This window comes from Haloarcula ordinaria (genome assembly GCF_029338275.1).
Lineage (GTDB): Archaea > Halobacteriota > Halobacteria > Halobacteriales > Haloarculaceae > Haloarcula > Haloarcula ordinaria.
On sequence record NZ_CP119789.1, the window covers coordinates 2,181,763 to 2,207,436 of the forward strand.

Genomic DNA, 25,674 nt, shown 5'->3' on the forward strand with positions numbered 1-25,674 from the left:
TATGGTTAGGATAATGCGGCGTCCGGCCGCTGAGAGCCGAGAACCGGGCCGACGTCTGCGGATATCGCCCCGGCGCGGTTGGTCCTCGGTCGCACTTCGCCAGAGGTGTGAGTCGACTTCAGTCCCTACCTGTCCGGAGGCGGCAACGTGGACCTCACCGTGAGTCGACGACGCGCATGCTGCCGGTAGCTACTGTCGCAGGTCGGTACCGTCGCCCTGCACAGGCCGGCCATAACAAAGCCCACACGAGGTCCCTGTTGACTCATCCGAGACATGAGAGCGAACAGGCAACATGTGAACCGAGATCGCTGGGTGGGCCCTGCTAGAACACAACCGGCTGGCGAGACATCGCACCCGTCCGAGGTGCGCGGTCGGTTCGCCCGGACCACTGGAGGCATAGATGGCGACTGAGGCGGTAGCGACCGCTACCGTCCCGCGGACGACGGCCGCGTGGGTCGACCTCGTCAGTCCGTCGCACCCGTTCTTCTTCCGGGCACTGGTGGACGGGCTCGAGTCGGTGACGGCGACGGTGACCGTCCGGAAGAAGACTGAGACGGTCCCGCTGGCACGCGAAGTGGGCTTCGACGTCAGGACGGTGGGCCGCGACTTCGACAACCCGACACTCAGGAAGCTCGGGATTCCCCTCCGGACGGCCCAGCTGGGCCTCCAGGCCCCCGACGCCGACGTCGCGCTCTGCTCGCGCAACGCCATGTGTATCCTGGCGGCGAAGGTCAGAGGGATTCCGTCGATTCACTTCACCGACAACGACATCACCGCGTACGTCGACGGCCTTCGAGCCGAGGAGCTGTACAACCGACTCGAAGCGATGGCGACGCACAACGTGGTCCCCGCGGCCTTCGACACCTGGGAGCTCAAGCGGTGGGGGGCCAGCAGCGGCTCGATTCACACGTACGACGGCCTCAAGGAACACGTCTACGTCGCGGACTTCGAACCGAACCCCGACTTCCTCGAGAAGCTCCCCTTCGACGAGTTCGTCGTCGTCCGCCCCGAGGCGATGACCGCAGCCTACGTCGACGTCGACGAGTCTATCGTCCCGCGACTGCTGGCCGAAATCGTCGACCGGGGACTCAACGTGGTGTACCTGCCCCGCTGGCGAGATGACGAGGCGTACGCTGCGGAGTTCCCCGACGACAGGGTGTACACGCCGCCGAACGCGCTCAACGGGCTCGACCTGGCCTGGTATGCCCAGTGTGTCCTGACGGGGTCGGGTACGATGGCCAGAGAGGCTGCCTGCATGGAGACGCCCGCCGTGTCCTTTTTCCCGAACTCGCTGCTCTCGGTCGACCAGCAACTGGTCGACGAGGGCCGCGTGTTCCACTCACGGGACGTCGATGCTATCGGCGAGTACCTCAGTGGAATCGACGCGTCTGACGCCGAGCCGAGCCGTGAACGGGCCCGCAGGGTCAGAGACGAGGTCGTCTCACTCACCCAGGGCCTCATCGACGACCTGGAGGCCGACCGATGAGCCGGGAGGGACTCGAACCGTCGGCGCGGTCGAACGGCCATGGGCAGATGAGCGCCGACAGGCCCGCCATGGAACGTCGCGACCTGCCGGTAGACGAGGCTTACCTGCTCCAAGTGATGCTTGAAACGCTTGAATACGCCCGGGAGCGTGACTACACGGGGTACGACTACTTCGACGGGATGAGCAGCCGCGTCCTCCGGGCGCTGCCCGTCGACAACAAGTGGGTCAACATCGCCGTCCAGGAGAGCATCAAGCGCGCCCCGGTGAACGTCAGGCCGTACTTCCTGGTCGAACAGCGCCAGAACTTCAAGGGGACGGCGCTGTTCTCGATGGCCAACGAGACGGCCTACTCGCTGACCGGCGACGAGATGTATCGCGAGGAGTCACGGGCACTCGCGGACTGGCTCGTCGACAACCGGGCAGACGGGTACGCCGGGTTCTGTGGCGGCCACACCCACGAGATGCAGCAACTGGACGAGCGCCGGCCGGCGAACACGCCGAACGTCGTCCCCACCTCGTACGGCGTCAAGGCGCTCTTGCGAGCCGCGGAGTACGAGGGCGACTACGCGACTGTCGCCCGAACGGCGGCCGCGTTCGTCGACGAGGACCTCAAGTACAGGGAGTTCGACGATGGTGCGCGCATCGTCTACCAGCCGTACTTCGACGGCGAGTTCTACACCCTGAACGGCGGGGCCGTGGGCGCACGCCTCCACGTGGACCTCTACGAGGAGTTCGGCGACCCGGCGTTCCTCGACCGAGCACGGAAGCTCCTCGACTACATCGCGACGAAACAGACCGACCTGGGCGGCTGGATGTACCGCGACCCGGCGTCGGCGTCCCACCTCTCGATGGACAACCACCACAACGGGTTCGTCCTCGAGTCGTACCTCCGCTACCAGGAGGTCGCCGGCGACGAGCGGTACCGCGACACCGTCGAGCGGGCCCTCCAGTTCCACCGCGAGTACCTGTTCGACCCGAACGGCGCGCCCAACTGGGACGAGCAGAAGGCGTATCCGAAGGACATCCACGCGGCCACCCAGGGTATCATCGTCTTCTCGAAGGCCGGCGAGTTCACGTTCGCCCGGAAGATCATCGACTGGGTGTTCGCGAACCTCTATGCCGGCGAGGGACAGTTCTACTACCAGAAACGACGGTTCTACACCAAGCGGTTCACGCTGATGCGCTGGTGCCAGGCCTGGATGGCCTACGCGCTGGCCGTGTATCTCGAGGAACGCCACCTCGACGGAGGCACCTGATGGACCTCGAAATCCTCACCTCGAACCTCCGGAGACACTGGAACGACCCCGGCTGGTGGCGCAAGATAGTGATGCCCTTCGCCGTCCGGGCGACGCTTGTCCAACCGTACTTCCAGTACGTCCACGAGAACGAGGGCATCGACGTCATGGCCGAGGAGTGGGACACGCTGGTCATCCTCGACGCGTGTCGCTACGACATGTTCGCCGCGCACAACACGCTCGACGGCGACCTGCAGCGACGCGTCTCGAAGGGGTCGAACACGACGGAGTTCCTCCAGCAGAACTTCGCCGGCCGGACGTTCGACGACACGGTCTACGTCACGGCGAACCCCCAGGTCGACGTCAACCTCGAGACCCCCTTCCACGAGACGGTCTCCGTCTGGCGGGACGAGTGGGACGAGGCGTTCAACACGGTGCGGCCGGAGGCGATGGTCGACGCGACCATCGACGCACAGGAGCGGTTCCCCGACAAACGCATCATCAGCCACTTCGTCCAGCCCCACTACCCCTTTATCGGCGAGTTCGGGCGGACGCTCGTCGACGAACAGGCAGGTATGGAGCTCTCGAAGCGGCAGGCGACCGGTGAGACCGCCGAGAGCGACCACTACAACGTCTGGGACCTGCTGCAGCAGGGCGTCATCACCGAGGCCGACCTGTGGAAGGGGTACAACGAGAACCTGCAGTTGACGCTCGACCACGTCGAGGACCTGCTCGAAGAACTCGTCGGACGGACCGTCGTGACCTCGGACCACGGGAACCTCGTCGGAGAGCGCCCGACACCCTGCCCGGTCCCGTTCAAGCTGTACGGCCACCCGCCGTCCGTCTACGCCGATGCGCTCGTCACGGTCCCCTGGCTGGTCGTCGAGAGCGAGACCCGTCGAGAAATCGTCGAGGAAGCCGCTGTCGGCGACCGGCAGGCAGGTCCTGACGAGGAAGACGACGCCGAAGAACGGCTCAGGGCGCTCGGCTATCTATAACCCGTGCGGAACGTATCGCGTACGGAACACTCCAGTGGGGGCGTTATTCTCACGATAACTATCTGTGAACACCGTATACGGGAAGCAAGATGGCATCATGAATGTGAGTGGGACGCGGACTAGCAACCGCCGGCGCTATGGGCTCAAGCTCGCCCTCATCGTCGGCTTTGGTGCCCTTGCTTTCGCCTTTCTGACGGCACACAACAACCCCGCGACCGGCTACGAGATCTCCGTGTACACGCAGTCCCCGCTGCTCTACTGGGTCGCGCTCTCGGTGGCCCTGCTCGTCGCTATCGCCGTGTCCATACTGGCGTACGACAACCGATTGGGGACCCTCGCGCTGGTCCTCGCAGTCATGGGTGTCCTGAGCATCTTCGCGCTCCCGATAATACGGGGGTACTTCTTCTACGGGCACGGCGATTCGCTCCACCACCTGGGCTGGGCGAAAGACATCGCCGACGGCGTGTTGGACCCGCGAGACATCATCTACCCGGGCTTCCACATGATCTCGGTGTTCTTCTCGAAGTTCGGCGGCATCGACATGCCGCTGACGATGATGTACGTCACGCTCCTGGTGAAGCTCCTCTACGTCGTGTTCGTCCCGCTCACGCTGTACGTGCTGTACTCGAACCGGAAAGCCATCTTCATCGGTGTCTTCTCCGGGTTCCTCCTCATGCCGATAAACCACATCAGCACCCACGAGCACTTCCACACGTTCTCGATGACAGTGCTGTTTACGGTCTTCGTGTACTACCTGCTGTTCGCCCACGTCACGAAGAAACACGTCGACGAGTCCCTTCCGAGACTCATCTCGCCGACTGGCATGCTACTGCCCGTTGCTCTCGTCGCCGTGGTGTTCTTCCACCCCCAGGCTGCGTTCAACGTGTTACTCCTGTTCGGGACGATCACCCTGGTCCAGTTCGTCTACCGGCTCCGCTCGAAGGACCACGCCGTCTCACAGATGCGTGGCATCTACGGTCAGTTCATTCTCCTGGCCATCGTGTTCGCGCTCTGGGCCGGCCAGTTCGAGAACACGTACCGGGTCCTCGATCTCATGATAACCGGTGTCCAGGAGACCATCACCGGCAACGAAGAGGCCGGGGAGGTCATCCAGCAGCGGAGCAGCTCGACTGTCGCGGTCGGTACCAGCCTCACCGAGATGTTCGTGAAGCTGTTCGGCGTGAGTACGATCTACTCGCTGCTCGCCGGTGGACTCATCCTGAGCGTGCTCTCCTCGCGCTTCCAGGCCCAGTCACAGAAGACCGACGGCGTCGTCATCTACTTCGCCTACGGTGGGCTCGTCCTCGTTCCGTTCGTGGGACTCCACTTCCTGGGCGATATCGACGCCTACCTCTTCAGACAGTTCGGCTTCGGGATGGTCCTCGTGACCATCCTCGGTGCCATCGCGCTCTTTCACGTCTCGTCGACGCCGTTCCGGCGCGACTGGCGCCCAGTGCTGGGTGTCGCGACGGTGGTCGTCCTCGCGGCCGGCCTCCTCATCGCGTTCTCCTCGCCGTTCATCCTGCTGCCGAACGCGCAGGTGACCGAGACGGAGATGGACGGGTACGACACGCTCTTGGAGAACCAGGACAGGGACGTTCGCGTGTTCGGCGGATTACGAGGCCATGCGGGGCGGTTCATCGACGCCCTCCAGTACAGTGAAGACGGACGCGACCAGCGGGCGGTGATGTTCAACGGGACGACGTTCAACGAGGGGCTGTCAGGGGTCTACGATACTGACAAGTATCTCGTCGTCAGTCAGTACGACCGGACCCAGGAGTTAGACGTGTACAACGGATTCCGCTTCGACGAACGCGGCTTCGAGCGCTTGCAGACGACGAACGGCATCCATCGCATCCAGTCGAACGGGGACGTCGGCGTCTACTACATCGATGAATGATGGCTGGCCGGCAGTTTGCCCTCGCCTTCCGGTCGACCGTCACCGCGTCGCGGTGGCAAGCACCATCCTAAGTCGTCAGTAAGAAAGCAATAACCTTGCACGACCGAGCCCATCATTGAGTAACGTGAATCGTCGCGACTTTCTCGCTAAGAGTGCGGTACTCGCTGGTGTCGGGGCTCTTAGTGGGTGCTCCTGGCTGAGTTCCACCAACCGGGACCCCGATACAGAATCCCCGCCCTCGGGACAGACGGAGCAGCCGCCGTCCAAGGAGACCCCCACCCCCGACACCAGCGACTCGCTGAGCCCCCGGCACGGCATCTCGTTCGGGACGGTCGTCAACGCTGTCGAGGACCTGGGAATGGACCCGACGGGCCAGGAGCCTATCGACGACGAACTGCAGGCCACTCTCGAACAGGGGAACGTGCTCGTCGCCTTCCCGCCCGGCAGATACCTCTTCGAGTCGGAACCGGAGCCCCAGCCCGTAACTAACTGGGGGGTACTCGGACTCGGAACGGAACCTCGCGACGTACGCTTCGTGACGACGCCGGGCGAGGGGCGGAATCTCCTCAACTCCGACGGCGGCAGCGGCCAGCTCGTCGAGAACGTAGCCTTCGATTACAGCGACTCGACGGAGGGGAGTATCGGCCTCATCATGCGTGCGACCGACAAGATACACGTCCAGGACGTCGAGTTCGTCGGCTTCAACCCGACCGTCGAGGGCGGCGCGCTGGACAACCTGGTGCCGATGGCGCTGGACCCCGACGGCACCGCCGTCGTCGACGGGCTCGTCCGAACGGGTCCGACGGACATCGTCTCGCACGGGCACCTCGACAACAACGCGAACGCCGGCTGTATCTGGCTCGGCGAACGCCACGTCGGGAACTTGTACATCCGGAACAGCCACATCGCGAACACGGGGACGAACGCTATCTACGCGTCGCGAACCCGTGGGGGCGTCCATATCTCCGACTCCCTGTTCGAGAACAACAACCAGACGAGTCTGCGCGTCGGCGGTGAGGGGTCGGTCGTCGAGAACTGCCGGTTCGTCATCGACACCGAGACCGTTCACCCGGACAACCAAGGCTCTCTCATCAACCCCCACGGAATCATCTGGGAGACCGGGCGACTCGGGATGACCGGTGGTCGAATCGAGAACTGCGAGTTCATCGTCCGGAACTCCCCCGAACGGACGCAGGCCGCAGTGTGGGCCGACGGCTCCGCCGGTTCCTTCGAACTAGTCGACTGTCGCTTCGAAATCGACGCCGATGGAGTGCAGGCGATACGAATCGACGACCCCCGTGACCCGAGACTCGGTGTCACGGCAGAACGCCCCTGGAACGCGACGATTCGGAACGTGGTCGCGGTCGGCAACTCGTTCGGGAAGCCGGTCATCGAGATCAACGGTCGTCCGGGGTCGCTCATCGAGGGCGGTTGCATCCTGTGGAGTCAGTTCCGCGACGCCATCATCGTGAACGAATCCGACAACACGACCATCCGGAACATCAACATCGACGTCGAAGGGGCGGACGTCACGCAAGTGGCCTCGTCTGTCAACATCGACGAGCTGACCCACAGTGGGGAGTGTACGTCCCAGGCGTTCGAGGCGTCACAGGGAACTAACGCGGACAGGAGCAGAAGCGACGGGAACACCACAGGATAAGGCCAACGAGCGAATCAGGACTGTTCCGGCTTCGAAGCCGTCCGCAGTCGCCGTTCCGCCTCGTCTCTGTCTTCCGGGTAGCCGACGTCGATTCGCCACCCATTGATCGGGATCGCGTCGATGGTCCGGCCGGAGTGGAGCAGGAGGTCGATGGCATCGGACAGTTCGTACTCGCCGCGGTCCGACGGCTGGACCAGATGACAGGCGTGGAATATCGACGGCGAGAACGTGTAGAAGCCGGTCATCACCAGGTTCGACGGGGGGTCGTCGGGTTTCTCCACGACCGCCGTTATCTCGCCGAACTCGTTCGTATCACACACGCCGTACCGGCTCGCCTCTTCCCAGGGAATCTCCTCGACGAGGAAGGCCGCGTCGGCCCTGTCTTCGTGCTGGCGCATCACGACGTCCTCGAGGTTCGCGCGGAACACGTTGTCGCCGAGTATCAGCATGAAGTCGTCGTCGATGCGGTCCTCGACCGTCAACAGTGCGTGAGCCAGCCCGGCCTGCTCGCGCTGGTGGGCGTAGGTTATCGGGATACCGGCGTACTCGTCGCCGAAGTGGCTGATGATGTCCTCTTTCCGGTAGCCGACGACGACGTGGAAGGCGTCCGCGCCGAGTGCACGCAACTGGTCGAAGCAGTCGGCCAGTATCGGCCGGTCGTCGATCTCGACCATCCCTTTCGGCCTGTCGTTCGTCAGCGGCCGTAATCTGGTCCCTTCTCCGGCTGCAAGAATCACTGCATCCATAGGCTGGCTACCGGAAGTAGAATATAAAGTATACGTCCGCTTACGGGACCGGTCAGACGCTGATGTCCCGCTGTCGGTCGGGGAGAGAGATTAGTTCTTTCGCAGCGTCCAGCCCCGCGAACTCCCGCTGGGAGTGGAAGACGAGCTCACCGACTCGCTGGACGAGCTGGCTGTTGCTCTGCACCGGTGTCTCGCGGTTGAGATAAAGGTTGTCCTCCATCCCGGTCCTGACGTGTGCGCCGTAGAACACGGCGAGCGAGGTCAGGGGGTACTGGTTGGGTCCCGACGCGCTGACGAGGACTGTCGCTTCGGACGGGGCGGCGTCGAGGAGCGCCAGCAGCATCTGTGGCGTCGCGACGGTTCCCGCGCTCGCCCCCAGCTTGAGTGTGAGCAGTGGGTTCGGTGCGACGAGTTTCGACCGGATGAGCCGGTCCACCTCGTTGAGGTCACGGCCGCTCGTGACCAGCAGGTTCGGTTTGATGTCCCGGTCGTCCAGTTCTTCGAGGAACCGGTCGACGTCCCGACGGTTGACGCTACTGACGCCTCGGTGGCCGTACTGCTCGGGCCCGACTCGAACCTGAGCGAGGTCCGGGCGCGGCCCCTCGTCGATGACGTCCAGGTAGTCGCCGAGCGCATCGTCTGGCCCGACACCGTACTCGACGAGGACGTCGGTCGCCTGCTCTCTGACTGCGCGGGCGACCGCCGGGAGCCGCTTCGGTTCCGGAACGCCGTCGTCGCGCCGTCCGTGGAGATGCGCGATGCTGGCGCCCTGTACCTGCGCCTCGTACACGGCAGTCGCTATCTCGTCGGGACTGACCGGGAGGTAGGTCGTCTGGTCGTCTGGCTCTCGATTGCCGGTCGGTGCGACGCTGAGAATCAGTTCGTCGCCCCGCATATAATCTCGGTAAGTCATCGTTTCGTCGAGTCCCCCAGGGAGGAACTGATGACCATGGCTACGGACAACCGAGGTATTGTTATTCAGTGCGTATCGGCCACCGGCGGACGGCCGGTAGGGCTATTGTTCCAGCTCGCAGAGCGCCTGTTCCCCGACGACGATGAACTCCTCTTCGCCCAGCTGCGATTCGTCCGCGGGGAGGAAGATGTACTTCGAGTCTGTCGCCGACTCGATGACGGTCAGCTCCTCCATCTCGTACCCGAGGTGGTTCTCCGGATGCGGGTCGTCCGGGACGTCGTCCCACTCTGAGTCCTCTCCGAGCTGCTCCATCGGTTCAGGCCCTCCATCGTCGCTTCGAACGAGGCCGTGGCTGTCTACTGGTAAGTCCAACTTTCTCCCGCCCACCGTCCCGTCGCAGTTCGTCCATATCGCGGAAAGGACATACTACTCAAAAAGGGGTTGTGTCGATGTACGAGCCGAGAACGTTCATTTAAATACAATTTACATACAGGATACGTACCAGAATTGCGACCACCGTCTCACGGAACGTGTTGCGGATTGCCGGAGCATACGGTTCGTTTCAACGTGAGAAACCTGGATAAGGCGGAATTACTCGCGTACTCCTCGCACGACCCAAGGTGCCGCGCCGTCGCGACAGCCAGTCTCAGGAGCACCGGACCTCAGGCAAGTATCGACGTAGTAATCTCCGCTGGTTCACTGGTCAGTTGCCGTGGCAGTTGTCAGCACTGATCGGCTTCCAGACGAGTTCCAGGACCACCTACGTCGCTGCTTCCCGCACGCATGGACTGCACCGGAACGACCCGCTACAGTCGGTCACGGAGCGGCGTCGCAAGTAATTCGAGGCAACTGGCACGACCGTCAGAACACGTCGGCATTACCGTCGAAACGGTCTACTACTGTTTTATCAACACCGGCAAAACTGACGACAGAGATGCATGGTACTCACAGCGGTACTGAATCGGCACTGGGAGCGTATCTTCCATCGCTGGGGCCCGAGAGCCGAATCGAGCTGTTCGTCCAGACCCTCGCCCCCACCGAGAACTACGAGTCCCAGGGGCAGCTCGTCGAACTGCTCACCGAACTCCGGGAGCGCGAGCAGCTCGGAGACGTCAGCGTGACGGTCTGGGGGTCGCGGATCTGCACCGAAGGGGCGCTTTCCGGGCTCGACAGCGGCAAGCACATCGTCGACAGCATCGGGGAGTTCTTCGCGTTCGCTGCGGACGAGGGCGTCACCATCTCTCCGTTCTTCCGGGTCAGAGACGTCGATTCGTCCATGTCTGGACAGTCCTTCAAGAGTATCGTCCCACCGAGCAGATGCACTGCGATGTACGAGGGGGAGCAACTCGTGGGCGTCTTCCCGTGTATCATCGACGGCGAATCGTACACCGTCCGCGACGCGTTGGAGCAAGTCGGGCGGCGCTCCGAGGCGTCCCAAGAACACCTCCCTGGAACGCTTCCCACAGAGTGAGGCCCCGTATCTTTACGCGAAGCAGCTGGAGGCATGCGTAACAATGAGCACGGTGTTCATCACGGATGCGGCCATCTGTGGGAGACTGAATCCCAGAAGTGCGGCGAGCGAATACCGTCGGGGGAGCCGGTTGACCACCGCGTAGAGAACCACGAGTGCCCCGGTCTTCAACAGTATCAGCCCTAGGCCACCGAGCCGTTCGAGCGCCCAGGCGGCGACGGGGTTGGCCTCCACGAAACAGAGCTGGAGGCCAACGAGGGTGAGGATGGTATCTGCCGTAGCACCGCCGAGAACGAGGGCCCAGAGTACTCGGTCCACGGAGCCCACCCACCGGACAGAGAGCGGTGCGTAGAACCAGTCTACGTTCGCGGACCCGCGTTCGTCGGACATACAGACAGATTAACATGATGCTACAAGGTAACTAACTCAGTACCGATAGAATCAAAACGTAATCCCTGGTTAAAACACTGCTGTCAGGGAGATCTCCGTGTTTCGACCACCGAGCTGACCGTCACTCCGCGACGAGAACTATGGAGCGGTCACCGGACACGCGTGCCGTGTACTCCTCGATCGTGAACCTGATCTCCAGGTTCTCGTCCGACGTCTGGTCGACGAGCTTGTTCAGCGAGTCCGTATCGACGAAGTCCGCGAGCGGCCCGATGTCGATCGGGTCACAGTTCTCTATCGACGCGAGCATGTGGACGACCGTCTGTGTCGCCAGCTCGCCGTTCGGAACGCGGCCGTGGTACTCTCTGGGGTTCCGTTCGCGATAGTCTACACTGTGTTCTGTGTTGGCCATGATAGTGTCTTACTGGTCCTGCCAGTAGTACTCTATAGTATCAGGCAGTATATAATCTTTGAGTAACCTGATACTGACTGGATAGTATCCGAGATTATCGTGGTGTCTCCGGGTCGTCAGTCGTTCGCTGCCGGTCACCGTTGGGGAAGCCCGGTCGGCCGTCGAGAACCCATAGTGTCACTGCCGTCCCTAGCAGGAGCAGTTCGAAGGCGATGTACAACCGGCCAGTGCTGGTTGCCAGCTCTGCAAGGAAGTAGGCCAACAGCTCGACGGTCCGGCCCAGCACTGTCACCGGCTCGGACTCGGGGGCCGGGACGATGGGCCAGAAGAGGAACCGATACGCGACGTCACCACCGAGCAGCGCCGGATACACCATGTCGCCCGGCAGGTGGAACAGATACCCGACGCCGAAGGCACCCCCGACGTCTCGGCGACCGAGTCTTCTGGCGATACGATATCCCAGGACCACGAGCGGAAGCGCGAACAGGAGCGAGTGACCGAGCGACCGGCCGCCCGGCAGGATTCCGATGCCCCAGCCGAGTAGCTTGTCGATTAGGTCCGGGAGCTGCGTGCCGAGCGCGAGCGCGACGGCCGCTGGGGTCGGCACCCCCTGCCTACCGCCGACCCGCTGCATCACGGAGAACGCGATGTAGCCGACGGCCAGGTGTTCCCAGGGCCACATCAGCGTGTCACTCCGGGTTCTCCGAACAGGTCTGCCATACTCACAGTCGTCACACCACCGGCGAGTGGGTTGTTATAGAGAAACTACGTCCGCGATATCGGTATACGTACCGTTCCGGCCGGCAGTGACACTGTTTACCCGGGAACAGATAAATTACTTCGACCCGGGAACAGAGCCACTACCCGAAAATACGGACTGAATTACTATGGGATGTGATGACGTGTTCCGTAGTGATGCCAGAGTTCATTTCGGAGAGCGACCTGGAACGGATGGCGGAGTTCGCAAACACCCCGGTTTACATGCGAAAACCCGAGCAGCTCATGCCCGAGAGGTCTACGGACGACGAGGACTAACCTCATAGGTGGGACAGCGGCGACCGGATGATACCAACTTACGTTTCTTCGATGCCGCCCGAACTACCGTCCCGGTTGCGGTAGTGCGTGGCGGCGTGGACCGCCGTGAGCGCGAGGAACGACGCCACGACGACGAACGCGACTATCGTCTCCCCGATTCCTGTGAACACCAGGTTCGTGAGCGCGAGCAACAACACGTTCGCGGCCGCGAGCGCCATGTAGTAGAGATACCACGGCCGCTCGTCGGGCTGTGTCCCCATATACGGGTCTATCTCCGACGCCTGGCTGGAGAGCGCGACGTTACCCGATTCGGAGTCGTACTCGATCAGGCCTGCCTCCGAGAGCTTCGGGATGTGCGTTTGATAGAGCGATACGTAGACCCGTTTCCGGTCCTGCGAGGATAAGTTCTCGACCGTCGTGTCGTTCTCCCAGGCTGCGACCTCCTCTGCGAGTGCCGTCAGCTCGATGGGACTCTCCTCAGTCCGCAGATAGTGGAGCACGTAGCGTCGTCTCGGACTACTGAGTATGTCGAAGACGCGGTCGCGCGAGAGTTCCTGGTTATCAGTTGCCATTGGTTCTTTTCAAGTTTTCCTTGCCGTCCTGAGCCGGTCGGTACTGAGTCAGTGGCTATCCGTATTCTCCCTCGGGTAATGCATTGTTACAACTACGTTACCTGAGGGGCGTCGGGTAAAAGGGGCTTAACTCTCAGGTCTGTGAATACTACCGGGATTACCGTCCAGCACGGGAGGAGCACAGGCTGTCGAGTACCCGTGGCCGGAGCGCTCTGAGAGCTGTCTGGAGACGAACGCGAACAACGTCCCATCCCACTGAGACGGGCTCGGAGTCGCTCGACGACGACGACGCTATGCCGGGTGGAGAACATGCACGGAAAACGAACCCTCGACTCACCGCATCAGTTCGGAAAAGACGAACGACCCCTCTGCCGCGGCCACCCAGCGAGTCGCACTCATCTTCCCACTCACGTCGGTGTCGTAGATCGTGCACCTGTCCGGTCGGTCGGTCGAGCGCTCGATGATGGTCCTGCAGACGTCCTCCGCTTCGAAGATTCCGTTCGAGTCCCCATCCGTGTCAAACTGTGCCATTCTTGTTCGTCGAAGTGTCTTCTCGTTGACGACATCGTTATTGACATGCTGACGACTATTAGGTACTGTTTACGGCCCGAACAGGGCTCAGGACCCTCTTCTGTGGCTCCCGACTCCGCCGTCGCCGGTGAGGGTTTAGGTCGAACGGGCTTGTCGCGTTATCGAGCCATCGCCTATCGACAGTCTGTGTATTTCTATCTGTTCGTCTCCCTTCTGTCGTCGAATCGATTTCAAGAAGTGCATCTATCCGTATTTCTGTTCAATGGATATTATATATCTACGAATTTCGGTTATTTTGTACTATATAGGCGTACTTGAGTTCTATATTATCCAGATTAATTATGGAATCTCTCTTCTAAGCCCAGTATGTCTTATTAGATGTGCAAAATCGAATGCGCCGCCGAAATATCCTCGAAACTGTCTTTTGTTGCCCGATTCCGTGACCTGGTTAGAATCGTGGTTCACAGCGCGATGACGACGGAAGACCCACCGGGTCAGACCGACTGGAGGGCCGTCTCGTCCGGATGCTCGAACAGCGCTGCAACCTCCTGCGTGGTCTCCGTCCGCTCGTGTTCGTTCTCCAGGAGCACCGTCTCGCTCGGGAACAGCCGTTCGCCCAGTTCGAGCCCGTGGTCTCTGGCCGTCGACCCCGAGACGGTCAGGTAGACGCCGAGCCCTGTCTCGGCGATGTCTGCCTCCTCCTCCCGACCGCCGTTCGGGTAGGTGAAGGTGATGTCGTCGAGTGACTCCGTCCCGAGGACGGCCTCGACGAGGCGCTCGTAGCGCGGCGAGATACACAGCTCGCCGGCGTAGTCGGCCACGAACTGGCGGTCCAGCGGTCGGTCCTGGGAGTCGACGATCTCCGGGGTCGCCAGGAGCGTGTGATAGACCGTGTCTCCCAGTCCGGTGACGACCCGGACGTCGGTGTCGAGTGGGTCGATTCGGTCGTTTATCTCGGCGATGCTGGTCAGCGGTTCCGGACGCAGCTGTACGACCTCTTCGAGGACGAGGTCCGCGCTGTCGAACCCGAGCGCGAACTCGTGGGTCCGGAGGGCCCGGAACGGCTCCTCCCGACCGACGAGCTGGACGTCGCCGTGCTCAGTCGGCACGGTGACGCTGTCGAAGACGACACGCCGGGGCATCCCGTCCCGGTCGTCTCGAAGGAGCGTGAACTCCGGTTCGGACGGGTCGTCGAGCGAGGAGTACTCGGCGAGTCGCTGGTAGACGGGGTCGGGGGCGGTCTGTTTGTCCTTCGTGACCGCCTTCTCGTACTGGAGCGTCGAGATGATGTCGTCGGCCAGCTCGGTCTCCCCGGTCCGAGTGGCGAGCCGTTCGAGCACGGCTTCGAGGGGGCGTCCCTTCCTCGGGACGGCCACTCTGGTCGTCGTCATTGTCGAGACCAGAGCGGGGGTCGGTAAAACGGGTTCGGTTGCTAGTTGCCGCCGATGACAGACGAGAGCTGCTCCCGCCACTCGTTGAGCTCCTCGATGTCGGACTCGAGACTCGAGAGGCGGTCGTCGATCTCGCCCTCCCCGATCTCGTCGCGCACTTCCTCGATGTCCGCCTCGACCGACTCGACCCACTCGTTCATATCGTCGAGTGACTCCTCGAGTTCGTCGAGCTCGGTGCTCACCTCGGCGACCTCACCAGACGTGCTGTCGGCCGTGCTCCTGGCCTCCTCGGCTGTCGACTTCGCCGCCTGAATCTCCGTCTCGTACTCCTCGAGGTCGGACTCGAAGGTGTCCAGTCGCTCGCTGAACTCCGCTATCAGTTCCTCGCCGGTCCCGTGCTCCTCGAGGAACTCTTCGAGGGCGTCGGTGTAGGCTCGCAGGTCCGCGATGTCGGTCTGCATGCGCTGGATGCGGGCGGTGTTCGCGCCGCTCGACTGGTCCTCGGAGACGGCGTCGAGCGCTCGCTTGAGCATCTTGACGTCGTCGGCCGACACGTTGTCCTGCCGGATCTCCGCTGCCATCGCGGCGACGACGCTGCCGCCTTCGACGTCGACCGCCGCTCCCTCCGCTTCGCCCTCGTCCTCGTCCTCGCTCGTTGCCGTTTCTGCTTCGGCTACCTGTTCGCTGTTCCCGCTCGGGTCCGCGAGCTCGAGCGTCGAGACGTCTTCGTCGTCTTCGCTCTCCGCTTCGTCCTCGTCTTCCAGTCCCGGCATGTTCTCCGAGTCCCCGGAGATGACGTCCTTGATGGCGTCGTCGGTACTCCCGACGATTGCGTCTTCGTCGCCGTCGAACGGTGGGTCGACGTTCTCGATGGTGGGTTCGGTGAGGAACTTCTCGATGTCGTCCGTGCCCGTCGCTCGAATCCCGTAGACTGTCGTGTACTCGCTCTCCGGTTCAAGCTCCTTCTCGAAGGTTATCCGGTCGTCCGTGATGTCCCAGTACTCGCTGCCGTACTCCGGGTGGAACCCGAGGTCCTCGACGGCCACGTCCTCGGGGACGGTGTCGACAAGCCGAATCGTGACGGCTTCCGTTCGGTTCGATACGACGTTGAACGCGATTGCAGGTACCGGAAAATCGTCTTCCTCGAACCGCTTCGTGACGGTCACGCCGTCCGAGGACGCGGTGACCTCCTCGTACGTTTGCGAGTCGCTCATATGTGCTACTGCGTAAGTCAACGCTCTTAAAGTTACGTGCCGATTCTCCGAAAAGAGAATTGCAGCACGGCGGTCGCCCCGTTACAGGTCGACTCGGTCGCCGATTTCGATGATCTCCAGCGAGCCGGGATACTCGAAGCTGTTCGCGTGGTTGTGGAGCACAGTCGGTTCGGTGGTCATCCCCTTCCACATGTCCCAGTGAGTGGGGAGCAGCGTGTCGAGCTGAAGCTCGTTAGCCGCTTCGATAATCATGTTCTCGTCGTTGTACCACTTCGTGCGCGTCGGCTCGCCGGTCTCTTTGTCGGGAATCATCCCGACGGTACCGAACGCGAGGACGCCGAGGTCGATGTCGTACCGCTCACCCACGTCCGCGAACGCCCCAGGCCGGGCGTCGCCGCCGTGGAAGAACGTTCCTGACGCGTGCTCGAAGACGAACGATACCGGGTGCTCGGCGTCCGGGTCGTTGGCTGGTTCGACGTGGACCGTCAGATCGCCGAGTTCCAGCGTGTCGCCCTCCGCGACCTCGTGCAGTTGGTCGTCGGTTACCGCCCAGTTGTCCAGCCACGCTTCATCGCTGATGACGTCGTGGCCGCTGTCGGTGGTGTAGTAGTCGGCGTTCGTGCCGGCGAGGATGGGTGCCTGCGACGGCCCGTGGACGTGGTCCGTGTGCTCGTGGGTTCCGAGGACAGCGTCGGCTTCGAGCACGTCCTCCGGGTTGAACGGCACCGGGACCATCCGGACGGTACGCGGTGGGTCGCCGATGCCCAGGTACGGGTCGACGAACACCGTCGTCCCGCCGCTGGATTTCAGTACGAAGCCGTTACAGCCGAGGTACCAGATGGCCAGTCCGTCGGGGTCGGCGTCTTCGACCGCACGGGGGAGCCAGTCGTCCCAGTCGGAGTCTACGGGCATACGCTTGACTGCTCGCGGCGCGGGTTAAGTCGTTACGGACCCCGGGCAGTCGGATGTCCGGACGTGGGGGAGTAGCCGAAAATCAGTCCTGGCAGCAGCCGCCGGCCTTCCCGCCGAAGTCGACGGTCAGTTCCGCGGAGACGAGCTCGTTGAGTTCCTGCAGGCGGAGTTCGAGCTCGTTCTGGGCTTCGAGATATTCGCTCATCACGGGCATCCCGTGCAGCTCCTCCTGGGCCGACTGCACCTTCCGGAGGTCCTCCTGGGACGCGCGGCCGGTCTGTCGGGCGAGCATGTACTCTTCGCGGATCTGTTCGAACTCCTGGATGGCGTCCTGCGCTTCCTCGTCGGCTTCGACCGCCGCCTTGGCCTCCTGGTAGCGCTGGTACACCGGCAGTTCGGCGATGGCCTCACCGAACTCGCTTGCGAGCTGGTCGACCCGGTCGCCGTCTGCTTCGGTCGGGGTATCGGACTCGATGCTCATTACCGGCGGCTTGGGACTCGCGCTGTATGAACCTGCCGAAGCCGTGTGGTATCGAGACACGGCCACCGGTCCGAAGCGCGGAGGTTTTACGCCCCCAGCCGGTATCCGTGGCTAATGAGCCAGGAACGGACCGAGGGCGACCTCCGCAACACGGGCCTCTCGCTGAAGCACGACCGCGAGTGGGACTACGAACTCGACCGCATCGTCGACGCGGTCCAGGAGCGTGACGCTGCAACTGTCGGCCTCCAGTTCCCCGAGGGGCTGAAGCGCCGGGGTCCGGCCGTCGCCGACGACCTCCGGGCGGAACTTCCCGACCACGTGCAGGTGATGATATCGGGCCAGCCGTGTTACGGCGCCTGTGATCTCGACACCTACCTGATGCGACGGACCGACGTGTTCGTCCACTTCGGCCACTCCCCGATGAAGGAGTCCGAGAAGATAATCTACGTCCCGCTGTTCTCGAACGTCGACGTCTTCCCCATCATGGAGCAGGCCCACGCGGAGGAACTCGCACCACCCGAGGAGGACCCCGACGTGGGGCTGGTGACCACGGCCCAGCACATGAACAAGTTCGGCGAGATGCGTGAGTGGCTCGAAGACCGCGGCTACGAGGTCCACACGCGCAAGGGTGACGACCGCCTCACCCACGAGGGACAGGTGCTGGGCTGTAACTACGCCTCCGCCGACGTCGACGCCGACCAGATTCTCTACGTCGGCGGCGGGAAGTTCCACCCGCTCGGCCTCGCGATGGAACACCCCGATAAGAAGGTCATCATCGCCGACCCGGTCAACAACGCGCTGACCATCGCCGACACGGAGCAGTTCATGAAGCAGCGCTACGCCTCGGTCCACAAGGCGATGGACGCCGAGACGTGGGGCGTCATCTTCTGTACGAAGATAGGGCAGGGTCGCTGGGAGCAGGCCCAGGAGATCGTCGAGAACAACGACGACGCCTACATCATCACGATGGACGAAGTGACCCCGGACCGTCTGACGAACTTCGGGATGGACGCCTACGTCAACACCGGCTGTCCGCGCATCACGACCGACGACGGGCCGCAGTTCAAGAAGCCGATGCTCACGCCCGGCGAGTACGAGATCGCCATCGGCGAGAAACCGCTCGAATCGCTCGAGTTCGACACCTTCCACGGGACCTGGTAGCGACTCCTGTTCGGCTCCTCGTTCCGGCCTTCGAAGCAGCGACCGTACCAGTGTATTACCGATGCGCATTCCCAAACCTTTTTGCATGAATCAGGTGTATCTGAACTGATGCCGACGAAGAGCGCCCTCGCCCAGCAACTCGCCGTCGTCGCCGGGTTCGAGAACCCACGGGCCAGCCTGGAACAGTATCGGACGCCACCCGACCTGGCGGCTCACCTCGTCCACACGGCGGACCTCCAGGGCGACGTCGAGGGCCGAACCGTCGTTGACCTCGGCTGTGGAACCGGGATGCTCGCGCTCGGCGCGGCGCTCCGGTCGCCCGAGACTGTCGTCGGGCTGGACATCGACCCGGCCCCGCTCGCGACGGCACGACAGAACGAGCGGAAGGTCGGGTCGACCACCTCCGTCTCGTGGGTGCGCGGGGACGCCACCGCGGCGCCGCTTTGTCCGCCCGTCGAGGAGACGACGGTCGTGATGAACCCGCCGTTCGGGGCGCAGTCGGGGAACGAGCACGCGGACCGGCAGTTCCTGGAGACGGCCGCCGAACTCTCGGGCGTCTCCTACTCGGTCCACAACGAGGGGAGCCGGGAGTTCGTCGAGGCGTTCGCCGCCGACAACGCTGGCGAGGTGACCCACGCCTTCGAGACGGAGTTCGAACTGCCCCGGCAGTTCGACTTCCACGACGACGACCGGCGGGTCATCACGGCCGAAGTGTTCCGCATCGACTGGCAGTGACTCACTCCGGGCGCTGGTCGGTCTGATAGCGCGCGATGTTCACGCGCGTCCCGTTCTGCGAGACGTAGAGTCGCGACCGGTTGCGCTCGAAGGTTAGCCCACCGATGTCGGCCGTCGTCGTGTTCGTCGGCACCGGTCCGACACCGAGCGTTTCGTTACCGCGCCGCACTTCGAGCAGGAACCCCTCTTCGGTCGGCTGGACGGTCACGTTCCGGCCGTCGATGGTCGCCGCCGGCGTCGATGGGGGCGATTCGAACACCGGCTCGGGCTCGCCCCCCTCCCGACGGAGCTGGACCCGATAGACCGTGTCGTTACCGAGGACGACCCATCCGGTCCGGTTCGCGACGATGCGTTCGCGCCAGCCCAGCCCGCCGACGATGACCGTCGCCCGTCCGTTCAGGGCCAGCCGTCCCTTCTGGACGACTGGCAGCCACGTGTCCCGCGTGTCGCTCGCGACGATGATGCCACTCTCGCTGACCAGGGTGCGGTCCGTCTCGACCGGTGTCCAGATTCCCGCCGCGTACTCGTTCCGGACGTTCTCGTCGTAGGTGACGACGTAGTCCCGAACCGTGATTCCGTCGTCGGGAACCTGCTCGGGACCGATTGTGACCACGCTGGTGGGGACGGCCGCGAGCGCGAGCGCACCGAGGACCACGACGAGTGCAAGGGTTGCCAGCGAGGCGCTCGGTCGCTCGAACCCGACTGCGAGTGGCTGGTCGACGTCAGAGACGGCGAGTGCCACCAGGAGCGCAAGCAGGAACACCCCGGCCGTCCCGAGCCAGCGAAACAGCGTGAACCGGCCCCCGCCGAGCGGGACGTAGATGGCCCAGAGTCCCTGGAAGACGGCGAAGACGAGTGCGGCGAAGAAGACGCGGGGGACCCTCGGCTGGGTCTCTCGCCGCCGGAGCAACCAGATTGCGAGCACGACGCCGGCGACCATCCCGACGGCGTGGCCCTGGATAGCGATGTCGGCCCACCACGGGGAGACGAACTGCTGGCGGGCCCTGGCGGTGAACTCAGGGAATCTGAGCGTCGCGACGACGAGGTCGACGATTCGGTTCGCGAGCAGTGCGGCCAGGAAGAGCGTCGGCCGCGCCACGAGTGCGAATCCAGCCAGCGCGAAGACGACCCCGGAGAACCCGACGACGGGACCGATGGCGAACAGCGCGGTGAAGAGCCCGACGGCGACCGCCGCCAGGGGAACCGCGAGTATCCTGGCAAAGGGGTTCGTGCGCAGCGACGTGAACGTCTGGACACCGCGCCGCGTCGGATAGTGGCCCCAGGCGTACTCGACGACGGTTCCGAACACGAGCGTCCCGAGCAGGTTCCCGATGAGATGGCCCAGCCCGTCGTGCGTGAACGCGCTGGTCAGTATCCCGAGCGGGTAGAAGTAGGACCACGTCCGGAACGGGGTGACGAGCGGGTGCGGATGCCACCACGCGCCCTGGACGAAGAAGTAGACGGCGAGGAGGCCGGCCATAGTCACGAGCGTCCCCCACGGCACACCCAGGAGGAGCCGTGCGCGGACGGCATCCGGAACAGTGACGCCGGCGAACCGTCGCAACCCGACGGCCGTCCCGAGGAGGACGAGTACGACGACACCCGCGCGGAGCGGCAGCCCGGCGATCACGCTCGGCAACTCCGGCGTCGCCTGTATCATTCAGGTGGCACTGGGACCGGCGACGGTTTAGCATTGACGCCACGCACGGCGGAAAATCCGAGCTCTCGCGCCGTCAGAACAGTCCGATGCCGACGCTGTACGGCCAGGCCGTCCCCGAGACGGCGAGCAGGACGAACGCGCCGCCGGCCATCGCGACGTTCTTCAGGAACTGGGTCATCTCGTCCTGTTTCTGTTCCTCGGGCGCGGCCCAGAAGTCGTGCATCGTCAGTGCCGACACGACGAGGAACGTCGCGAGCGCACCGGCCGCGACGACGGGGAAGGCACCGAGGATGAGCAACAGGCCGCTGAACACCAGCAGCCCGCCACTGACGTACACCGACAGTCCAGGGGCGGGCAGCCCCTTCATCTCGGCGTAGGGAATCAGCTGCTCGCCGTTCTGGAAGTGGTTCAGGCCCATGAACGCCAGCAGGCCACCGAACAGCACGCGGCCGACGAGGAACGCCTCGGGCGCACCCGCAGTCTCGAACGCCATCAGGCGCTCACCGCCGGGGTCGCAGTGGTCGCCGAGCGAATCGATCTGTGATTGACAGGTGGTTTCATCACGTTACCTGATTCGAATCCGAACCTATATATCGATTCCCGGACATAGACGATACCAGGTAGCACCGATGTCATCAGAAGTATTCTCAGACGCGGTAGAGGACGAAGCGGGCCCGTGTGCGGTCGTCGAGTCGCTCGAACAGATCGGGTCCCGGTGGCGACTCGTGGTCCTCCACGAACTCCAGAACGGAGAGCGCAGATTCAACGAACTCAAACGGGCGACGGACGCGAGCTCGCGGACGCTCTCCCGCGTCCTCGACGACCTCCAGGAGACCGATTTCGTCCAGCGACGGCTCGAGGAAGACGCGCCAGTGGCGACCTACTACACGCTAACCCCGAAAGGACATTCGCTCTGTCCGGTCTTCGACGAGATCGAGGACTGGGCCGACGAGTGGCTCGCCCAGGGCCCCGAGTGACGGAACACAGGATTTTCCACCCCCCGGTCCGAACACTACGACAATGGGAGTCCGGCCACCAAGCGACGACAACGACGAACCAGACGTCATCGAGTTCGGTATCGCAGCGCTGGACGGCAAACTGCCCAGCGACGAACTGACGTACCCAGCGACCGCCGACGAGGTTCGCGACCTCGCCGGCACCATCGAGGTCCCGTACGACCCGGCCGGACACACGATGACGGTGGGAGACGCGCTGGACGAGTCGACCGAGCGGCACTTCGAGACCGAGCAGGACCTGCTCAACGCGCTCCATCCGGTCTTCGAGCGAAAACGGCTCTCCGGTGGGACCAGTCTCCTCTCGCAGCTGCGGTCGCTCGTCCCCTTCTGACTCAGTCTTCGGACTCGCCGGACGTGACCGTCGCCTCTGTCTCGGTCGCTCTCGACCGTCGGTCCGACCGGTCGTCGTCGGTCAGTTTGCGAGCGATGTCCTCGAGTTGACGCGTCTGCTCGCGATTGACCGCGACGATCATATCCGAGAGAACGCCGAACATCAGCAACTGGAGGCCGAGGAGGATGGCGACCCCGCCAACCATCGCGATGACCTCGTGGGAGATGCTGTTGACAACCCAGTCGTAGGCGACGTACGCCGCCAGCACAGCGCCCATGCCGATAGAGCCCAGGCCGACGCTCCCGAAGTAGAACAGCGGGTTGTTCGTCTTGGCCATCTGATAGAGCGTCAGGATGATGGTCGCACCGTCGCGGAGCGGGTGGAGGTTCGTGTCGGACTCGTCGGGCCGCGGCTCGTAGGTGATCGGCACGACGTCGGTCCGGATGTTGTGCTTGACACACTCGACGGCCATCTCCGTCTCGATACCGAAGCCGTCCGCGGTCAGCGACATCCGTTCGAAGGAGTCTGTCGTGAACGCGCGGTACCCCGAGAGGATGTCCCCGAGGTCACGGCCGTGGATGACGGCGAACGCCCGGTTGATGAAGCGGTTGCCGACCATGTTGAGCCGCGTCATCGCTCCGGGCAACATGTTGGCAAAGCGGTCGCCGATGACGTGCTCGGCGTCGCCGTACAGGAGCGGGTCGAGCATCCGGTCTGCCTCCTCGCTCCGGTAGGTCTCGTCGCCGTCTGCCATCAGGACGTAGGGTTGGTCGACCCACCGCCGGACCGCCTCGCGTATCGCCTGTCCCTTGCCGGTCCCGGACTGCTGGACGACGCGAGCGCCGGCGCGTTCGGCTATCTCACGCGTGTCGTCGGCGGACCCGCCGTCCACGACGAGGACGGTCTCGAACCCGGCTTCGCGGAAGCCCGTGACGACGGATTCGATAGTCTCTGCCTCGTTGTATGTCGGCAGGAGCACGCAGACGTCGTCACGGTCGGCCATTGTCCGACCATCCGATACGCGCACTGAAATAAATCACGGGTAGTACCCATGGCCGCGTCCCTGTCGGGAAAGCGGCAGTGGCCCCCGATTCGCGCCTTTTACTACCGTGGCCTTGGACGGTCTGGTATGGCCGACCCGTCGGACGTGTTCGACCTCCTCGGGCTGACCGAGTACGAGACGACGGCGTTAGAGGAACTGCTCTCGCTCGGCCGGACCACGGCGCCGAACCTGGCGTCGGCCACCGGCATCCCCAAGGCCCGAATCTACGGCGTCCTCGACGCGCTGGCCGACCGCGGGTTCGTCAAGGTCGTCCCCGGCCGTCCCAAGGAGTACCAGCCGAAGGCGCCCGAAGATATCCTCGACCGCGCGGTCGAGAACCGTCGGCAGTCCTTCGAGGGGTTCACCCAGGAAATCGACGCCAACCGGGAGGCGTTCCTCTCCGAGTACCGGCCCCGTTACGAGCGGGCGAACGAGGACATCTCACCGACCGCCGAACTGTTCCACGTCGTCGACGTCGGCGGACCGAGCGAGCGCGAGACGAGGCGGCTCTACCGCGACGCGGGGGAGACGCTCCGAATCATCACGAACAGCTTTGCCTACCTCGATAGCGTCGCCGGAGCACTCGAAGATGCGCTGGCCGCCGGCGCCGACGTCGCGGTGCTGTTCCTCCATCCCGACCGACTGCCCCCCGAGAAGGCCGCCGTGCAGGCCGACGTCGTCGAGCGACTCCGGCGTGAGTTCACTGCCGTCGAGTTCCGGTTCAGCGACCAGAAGCTCCCCTGGCGCGGCACCGTCGTCGACCCGAGCATGGACTACGACGGCGGCGAAGCCATCCTGCTAGTCGAGGAACCGGACGTCCCGAACCACATGCGACAGGCCGCGTTGACCGACAACGGGTCGTTCGTCGCCGGGATGCAGCGGTACTTCGACCTGGTCTGGGAGTACGAGAGTCAGGCGTCGGGGGACGTCTACACGTAACCCAGGTCTTCCAATCGGTCGTACGTCGCGCTGTCCAGCTCGTCGAAATCCTCCCCGTCTTCGCGAACGTCGAGTTGTTCGATACCGGCGAACGCCGATTCGACGCGCTCCAGGCCGTCCGACGATACTTTGTATCCCGTCTGTGCGTCCCGGACGTGGATTGTTGCGGCCCTCTCCCCCTTCGAGCAATACTTGTGGACGACGTCACCCTCGCGTTCGTACACTGCCCGTGACGTCCCCATCCAGGGTGAGAGGTCGTCGACGTACTTGCCGGCTCGCTCCTGTAACGGTTCGTCGAGGCCGACGGCCGTCGTGATGACTGGCTCGTCCGACACGAACGCGCCAGGTTCGGCATCGCCGTCCCGAGTCCCCCCGACGACGTCTGGGAAGGCGGTCAGCGATACCGGGTCCTCGAAGCGCCGTGGGTCCGTCTGGCCGGGTTGTCGCACGATTAGCGGCACGTGGAACAGGACTTCGTGAATCGCGACCCCGTGCTCGGCGACACGGACGCCCGGTCGGAGTCGACTCGGTTCGCCGAACCCCTCTCCGTGGTCGCTCGTGATTACGAGCAGGGTGTCGTCCAGTTCACCTCGTTCTCGAAGCGCTCCCACGAGTCGCTCCAGTTCGGCGTCGAGCTGTCGTATCGCGCCGTCGTAGAGCGATTCGACGGCTCGCTTCTGCCACCACGGGCGGTCTCCAGCGTTGAACGACCACTTCTGGTCCTCGAACGACGACTGGAGGCGTCGGGCTCTGGCTCCACCCCACTCGTCGAACTCGCTCGTGGGTTCGTAGGGGATATGTGCGTCCATCAGGTTGACACAGGCGGCCCACGGCCCGTCGCGTCGTTCGCTCCAGTCGAGGAACGCATCGACGTAGACGTCGGCCGGCGTCGAAGACCGGACGCTGTCAGGGAGGAATCGCTTGTAATCCGACTGTACCTTCGTCGCCACCCCGTTGGCGAGCGACTTGAACGGCTCGTCGCTTCCGAGCGCCGCCCTCACGAACGCGCTGTACTGCCCCTGCCCCTCGTTGGAGACGAACTCGTGGGGGTTCATTCCCTCCGGGAACGGGACGTTTCGGGCGCCGACTATCGTGTCGAACCCGTCTTTCAGGCCCACGTCCACCGCCGTCAGCCAGTCGTTCTCGGTGAAGACGCCGGTGTCGTAGCCGGCCTCGCGGAGCGACGAGAAGACGGAGACGGACGGGTCCAGTCTGTGGCCCGCGGACACGACGCCGTGTTCCTCGACGTGGAGGCCCGAGAAGAGGCTCGCGTGACTCGTGACGCTGCGGGCTCCAGGCGCACGAGCCTGTTCGTAGACGGTCGCCTCAGCTGCCGCGAACGACTCCAGAAACGGGGTCGTCTCGTTGGCGTGGCCGTACAGGCTACAGTTCTTCGCTCGGGCGCTGTCCAGCACGACCAGCAGGACGTTTGGCTCACCGGACATC

Annotated in this window: 27 protein-coding genes; 11 read left to right on the forward strand and 16 right to left on the reverse strand. The window is 63.7% G+C overall.

Annotated elements, in window-relative coordinates; translation table 11 throughout:
- Positions 1–400 precede the first annotated feature (400 nt).
- From P1L41_RS11540 to P1L41_RS11560, 5 genes are all read left to right on the forward strand, one after another.
- Positions 401–1,486: a DUF354 domain-containing protein gene (locus tag P1L41_RS11540; protein WP_276295879.1), complete on the forward strand. Its 1,086-nt coding sequence runs from the start codon at positions 401–403 to the stop codon at positions 1,484–1,486.
- A complete protein-coding gene (locus tag P1L41_RS11545) occupies positions 1,483–2,742 on the forward strand; it encodes an antibiotic ABC transporter permease (RefSeq protein ID WP_336399365.1) in 1,260 nt (419 codons plus the stop codon). The genes P1L41_RS11540 and P1L41_RS11545 overlap by 4 nt, the downstream gene beginning before the upstream one ends.
- The gene (locus P1L41_RS11550) at positions 2,742–3,719 is read left to right on the forward strand and encodes a hypothetical protein (RefSeq protein ID WP_276295880.1); all 978 of its coding nucleotides are present in this window, start codon (positions 2,742–2,744) and stop codon (positions 3,717–3,719) included. Before P1L41_RS11545 ends, P1L41_RS11550 begins: the two co-directional genes overlap by 1 nt.
- 103 nt (positions 3,720–3,822) lie before the next feature.
- On the forward strand, positions 3,823–5,619 hold the full coding sequence (locus P1L41_RS11555) for a hypothetical protein (RefSeq protein ID WP_276295881.1): 1,797 nt from the start codon (positions 3,823–3,825) through the stop codon (positions 5,617–5,619).
- A 124-nt stretch (positions 5,620–5,743) separates the two neighbouring features.
- Positions 5,744–7,279, forward strand: a complete 1,536-nt coding sequence (locus tag P1L41_RS11560) for a twin-arginine translocation signal domain-containing protein (protein ID WP_276295882.1) — start codon at positions 5,744–5,746, stop codon at positions 7,277–7,279.
- 14 nt (positions 7,280–7,293) lie between these two features.
- Here P1L41_RS11560 and aglF read toward each other — a convergent pair whose 3' ends face one another.
- The 3 genes from aglF to P1L41_RS11575 all read right to left on the reverse strand — a co-directional run bounded on the left by aglF (position 7,294) and on the right by P1L41_RS11575 (position 9,250).
- Positions 7,294–8,025, reverse strand: coding sequence for a UTP--glucose-1-phosphate uridylyltransferase AglF (gene aglF, locus P1L41_RS11565; protein WP_276295883.1), 732 nt, complete (start codon positions 8,023–8,025; stop codon positions 7,294–7,296).
- A 52-nt stretch (positions 8,026–8,077) separates the two neighbouring features.
- On the reverse strand, positions 8,078–8,938 hold the full coding sequence (locus P1L41_RS11570) for a beta-keto acid cleavage family enzyme (RefSeq protein ID WP_276295884.1): 861 nt from the start codon (positions 8,936–8,938) through the stop codon (positions 8,078–8,080).
- A 102-nt stretch (positions 8,939–9,040) separates the two neighbouring features.
- Positions 9,041–9,250 (reverse strand): hypothetical protein, encoded by a 210-nt coding sequence (locus tag P1L41_RS11575; protein WP_276295885.1) that lies wholly within the window; start codon positions 9,248–9,250, stop codon positions 9,041–9,043.
- Between the two features lie 622 nt (positions 9,251–9,872).
- Here P1L41_RS11575 and P1L41_RS11580 point away from each other — a divergent pair.
- Positions 9,873–10,409 (forward strand): HTH domain-containing protein, encoded by a 537-nt coding sequence (locus tag P1L41_RS11580; protein WP_276295886.1) that lies wholly within the window; start codon positions 9,873–9,875, stop codon positions 10,407–10,409.
- 12 nt (positions 10,410–10,421) lie between these two features.
- Here P1L41_RS11580 and P1L41_RS11585 read toward each other — a convergent pair whose 3' ends face one another.
- From P1L41_RS11585 to P1L41_RS11625, 9 genes are all read right to left on the reverse strand, one after another.
- Positions 10,422–10,799: a DUF5658 family protein gene (locus P1L41_RS11585; RefSeq protein WP_276295887.1), complete on the reverse strand. Its 378-nt coding sequence runs from the start codon at positions 10,797–10,799 to the stop codon at positions 10,422–10,424.
- 121 nt (positions 10,800–10,920) lie between these two features.
- A complete protein-coding gene (locus P1L41_RS11590; RefSeq protein WP_276295888.1) occupies positions 10,921–11,208 on the reverse strand; it encodes a HalOD1 output domain-containing protein in 288 nt (95 codons plus the stop codon).
- A gap of 94 nt (positions 11,209–11,302) precedes the next feature.
- Entirely contained in the window at positions 11,303–11,890 is a 588-nt protein-coding gene (locus tag P1L41_RS11595) for a metal-dependent hydrolase (protein ID WP_276295889.1), read from the reverse strand.
- Positions 11,891–12,281: 391 nt separating this feature from the next.
- Positions 12,282–12,815: a DUF7344 domain-containing protein gene (locus P1L41_RS11600; protein WP_276295890.1), complete on the reverse strand. Its 534-nt coding sequence runs from the start codon at positions 12,813–12,815 to the stop codon at positions 12,282–12,284.
- Between the two features lie 333 nt (positions 12,816–13,148).
- Positions 13,149–13,346 (reverse strand): DUF7511 domain-containing protein, encoded by a 198-nt coding sequence (locus P1L41_RS11605; protein ID WP_276295891.1) that lies wholly within the window; start codon positions 13,344–13,346, stop codon positions 13,149–13,151.
- Between the two features lie 494 nt (positions 13,347–13,840).
- On the reverse strand, positions 13,841–14,737 hold the full coding sequence (locus P1L41_RS11610; RefSeq protein WP_276295892.1) for a phosphoribosyltransferase HisG-related protein: 897 nt from the start codon (positions 14,735–14,737) through the stop codon (positions 13,841–13,843).
- A gap of 41 nt (positions 14,738–14,778) precedes the next feature.
- Positions 14,779–15,951, reverse strand: a complete 1,173-nt coding sequence (locus tag P1L41_RS11615) for a hypothetical protein (RefSeq protein WP_276295893.1) — start codon at positions 15,949–15,951, stop codon at positions 14,779–14,781.
- 81 nt (positions 15,952–16,032) lie between these two features.
- Complete coding sequence (locus P1L41_RS11620; RefSeq protein ID WP_276295894.1) at positions 16,033–16,863, reverse strand: MBL fold metallo-hydrolase; 831 nt, start codon at positions 16,861–16,863, stop codon at positions 16,033–16,035.
- A gap of 82 nt (positions 16,864–16,945) precedes the next feature.
- Positions 16,946–17,344 (reverse strand): YlbF/YmcA family competence regulator, encoded by a 399-nt coding sequence (locus tag P1L41_RS11625; protein ID WP_276295895.1) that lies wholly within the window; start codon positions 17,342–17,344, stop codon positions 16,946–16,948.
- Between the two features lie 114 nt (positions 17,345–17,458).
- Here P1L41_RS11625 and dph2 point away from each other — a divergent pair, with 114 nt between their 5' ends.
- Together dph2 and P1L41_RS11635 are read left to right on the forward strand one after the other, a co-directional pair.
- On the forward strand, positions 17,459–18,505 hold the full coding sequence (gene dph2, locus P1L41_RS11630) for a diphthamide biosynthesis enzyme Dph2 (protein ID WP_276295896.1): 1,047 nt from the start codon (positions 17,459–17,461) through the stop codon (positions 18,503–18,505).
- Positions 18,506–18,613: 108 nt separating this feature from the next.
- Entirely contained in the window at positions 18,614–19,240 is a 627-nt protein-coding gene (locus tag P1L41_RS11635; RefSeq protein ID WP_276295897.1) for an METTL5 family protein, read from the forward strand.
- Between the two features lies 1 nt (position 19,241).
- On the opposite strand, the gene P1L41_RS11640 is transcribed toward P1L41_RS11635, so the two are convergent.
- Positions 19,242–20,900 (reverse strand): rhomboid family intramembrane serine protease, encoded by a 1,659-nt coding sequence (locus tag P1L41_RS11640; RefSeq protein ID WP_276295898.1) that lies wholly within the window; start codon positions 20,898–20,900, stop codon positions 19,242–19,244.
- 73 nt (positions 20,901–20,973) lie between these two features.
- Positions 20,974–21,393 carry a DoxX family protein gene (locus P1L41_RS11645; protein ID WP_276295899.1) on the reverse strand — a complete coding sequence of 140 codons (420 nt, stop codon included), beginning with the start codon at positions 21,391–21,393 and terminating at the stop codon, positions 20,974–20,976.
- Between the two features lie 136 nt (positions 21,394–21,529).
- Here P1L41_RS11645 and P1L41_RS11650 point away from each other — a divergent pair, with 136 nt between their 5' ends.
- Together P1L41_RS11650 and P1L41_RS11655 are read left to right on the forward strand one after the other, a co-directional pair.
- Entirely contained in the window at positions 21,530–21,877 is a 348-nt protein-coding gene (locus P1L41_RS11650; protein WP_276295900.1) for a winged helix-turn-helix transcriptional regulator, read from the forward strand.
- A 43-nt stretch (positions 21,878–21,920) separates the two neighbouring features.
- Complete coding sequence (locus P1L41_RS11655; protein WP_276295901.1) at positions 21,921–22,247, forward strand: DUF5789 family protein; 327 nt, start codon at positions 21,921–21,923, stop codon at positions 22,245–22,247.
- Position 22,248: 1 nt separating this feature from the next.
- On the opposite strand, the gene aglJ is transcribed toward P1L41_RS11655, so the two are convergent.
- Positions 22,249–23,250 carry an S-layer glycoprotein N-glycosyltransferase AglJ gene (aglJ, locus tag P1L41_RS11660; RefSeq protein WP_276295902.1) on the reverse strand — a complete coding sequence of 334 codons (1,002 nt, stop codon included), beginning with the start codon at positions 23,248–23,250 and terminating at the stop codon, positions 22,249–22,251.
- A 126-nt stretch (positions 23,251–23,376) separates the two neighbouring features.
- Here aglJ and P1L41_RS11665 point away from each other — a divergent pair, with 126 nt between their 5' ends.
- Positions 23,377–24,228, forward strand: a complete 852-nt coding sequence (locus P1L41_RS11665; RefSeq protein ID WP_276295903.1) for a TrmB family transcriptional regulator — start codon at positions 23,377–23,379, stop codon at positions 24,226–24,228.
- Here P1L41_RS11665 and P1L41_RS11670 read toward each other — a convergent pair.
- On the reverse strand, positions 24,219–25,673 hold the full coding sequence (locus tag P1L41_RS11670; protein WP_276295904.1) for a sulfatase: 1,455 nt from the start codon (positions 25,671–25,673) through the stop codon (positions 24,219–24,221). The two genes, P1L41_RS11665 and P1L41_RS11670, sit on opposite strands and share 10 nt — an antisense overlap.
- Between the last annotated feature and the right edge of the window lies 1 nt (position 25,674).

Coding starts and splice junctions, on each gene's coding strand:
- P1L41_RS11540 (WP_276295879.1), top strand. CDS start 401: ATGGCGACTGAGGCGGTAGCGACCGCTACCGTCCCGCGGACGACGGCC.
- P1L41_RS11545 (WP_336399365.1), top strand. CDS start 1,483: ATGAGCCGGGAGGGACTCGAACCGTCGGCGCGGTCGAACGGCCATGGG.
- P1L41_RS11550 (WP_276295880.1), top strand. CDS start 2,742: ATGGACCTCGAAATCCTCACCTCGAACCTCCGGAGACACTGGAACGAC.
- aglF (WP_276295883.1), bottom strand. CDS start 8,025: ATGGATGCAGTGATTCTTGCAGCCGGAGAAGGGACCAGATTACGGCCG.
- P1L41_RS11570 (WP_276295884.1), bottom strand. CDS start 8,938: ATGACTTACCGAGATTATATGCGGGGCGACGAACTGATTCTCAGCGTC.
- P1L41_RS11575 (WP_276295885.1), bottom strand. CDS start 9,250: ATGGAGCAGCTCGGAGAGGACTCAGAGTGGGACGACGTCCCGGACGAC.
- P1L41_RS11580 (WP_276295886.1), top strand. CDS start 9,873: ATGCATGGTACTCACAGCGGTACTGAATCGGCACTGGGAGCGTATCTT.
- P1L41_RS11585 (WP_276295887.1), bottom strand. CDS start 10,799: ATGTCCGACGAACGCGGGTCCGCGAACGTAGACTGGTTCTACGCACCG.
- P1L41_RS11590 (WP_276295888.1), bottom strand. CDS start 11,208: ATGGCCAACACAGAACACAGTGTAGACTATCGCGAACGGAACCCCAGA.
- P1L41_RS11595 (WP_276295889.1), bottom strand. CDS start 11,890: ATGTGGCCCTGGGAACACCTGGCCGTCGGCTACATCGCGTTCTCCGTG.
- P1L41_RS11600 (WP_276295890.1), bottom strand. CDS start 12,815: ATGGCAACTGATAACCAGGAACTCTCGCGCGACCGCGTCTTCGACATA.
- P1L41_RS11605 (WP_276295891.1), bottom strand. CDS start 13,346: ATGGCACAGTTTGACACGGATGGGGACTCGAACGGAATCTTCGAAGCG.
- P1L41_RS11610 (WP_276295892.1), bottom strand. CDS start 14,737: ATGACGACGACCAGAGTGGCCGTCCCGAGGAAGGGACGCCCCCTCGAA.
- P1L41_RS11615 (WP_276295893.1), bottom strand. CDS start 15,951: ATGAGCGACTCGCAAACGTACGAGGAGGTCACCGCGTCCTCGGACGGC.
- P1L41_RS11620 (WP_276295894.1), bottom strand. CDS start 16,863: ATGCCCGTAGACTCCGACTGGGACGACTGGCTCCCCCGTGCGGTCGAA.
- P1L41_RS11625 (WP_276295895.1), bottom strand. CDS start 17,344: ATGAGCATCGAGTCCGATACCCCGACCGAAGCAGACGGCGACCGGGTC.
- dph2 (WP_276295896.1), top strand. CDS start 17,459: ATGAGCCAGGAACGGACCGAGGGCGACCTCCGCAACACGGGCCTCTCG.
- P1L41_RS11635 (WP_276295897.1), top strand. CDS start 18,614: ATGCCGACGAAGAGCGCCCTCGCCCAGCAACTCGCCGTCGTCGCCGGG.
- P1L41_RS11640 (WP_276295898.1), bottom strand. CDS start 20,900: ATGATACAGGCGACGCCGGAGTTGCCGAGCGTGATCGCCGGGCTGCCG.
- P1L41_RS11645 (WP_276295899.1), bottom strand. CDS start 21,393: ATGGCGTTCGAGACTGCGGGTGCGCCCGAGGCGTTCCTCGTCGGCCGC.
- P1L41_RS11650 (WP_276295900.1), top strand. CDS start 21,530: ATGTCATCAGAAGTATTCTCAGACGCGGTAGAGGACGAAGCGGGCCCG.
- P1L41_RS11655 (WP_276295901.1), top strand. CDS start 21,921: ATGGGAGTCCGGCCACCAAGCGACGACAACGACGAACCAGACGTCATC.
- aglJ (WP_276295902.1), bottom strand. CDS start 23,250: ATGGCCGACCGTGACGACGTCTGCGTGCTCCTGCCGACATACAACGAG.
- P1L41_RS11665 (WP_276295903.1), top strand. CDS start 23,377: ATGGCCGACCCGTCGGACGTGTTCGACCTCCTCGGGCTGACCGAGTAC.
- P1L41_RS11670 (WP_276295904.1), bottom strand. CDS start 25,673: ATGTCCGGTGAGCCAAACGTCCTGCTGGTCGTGCTGGACAGCGCCCGA.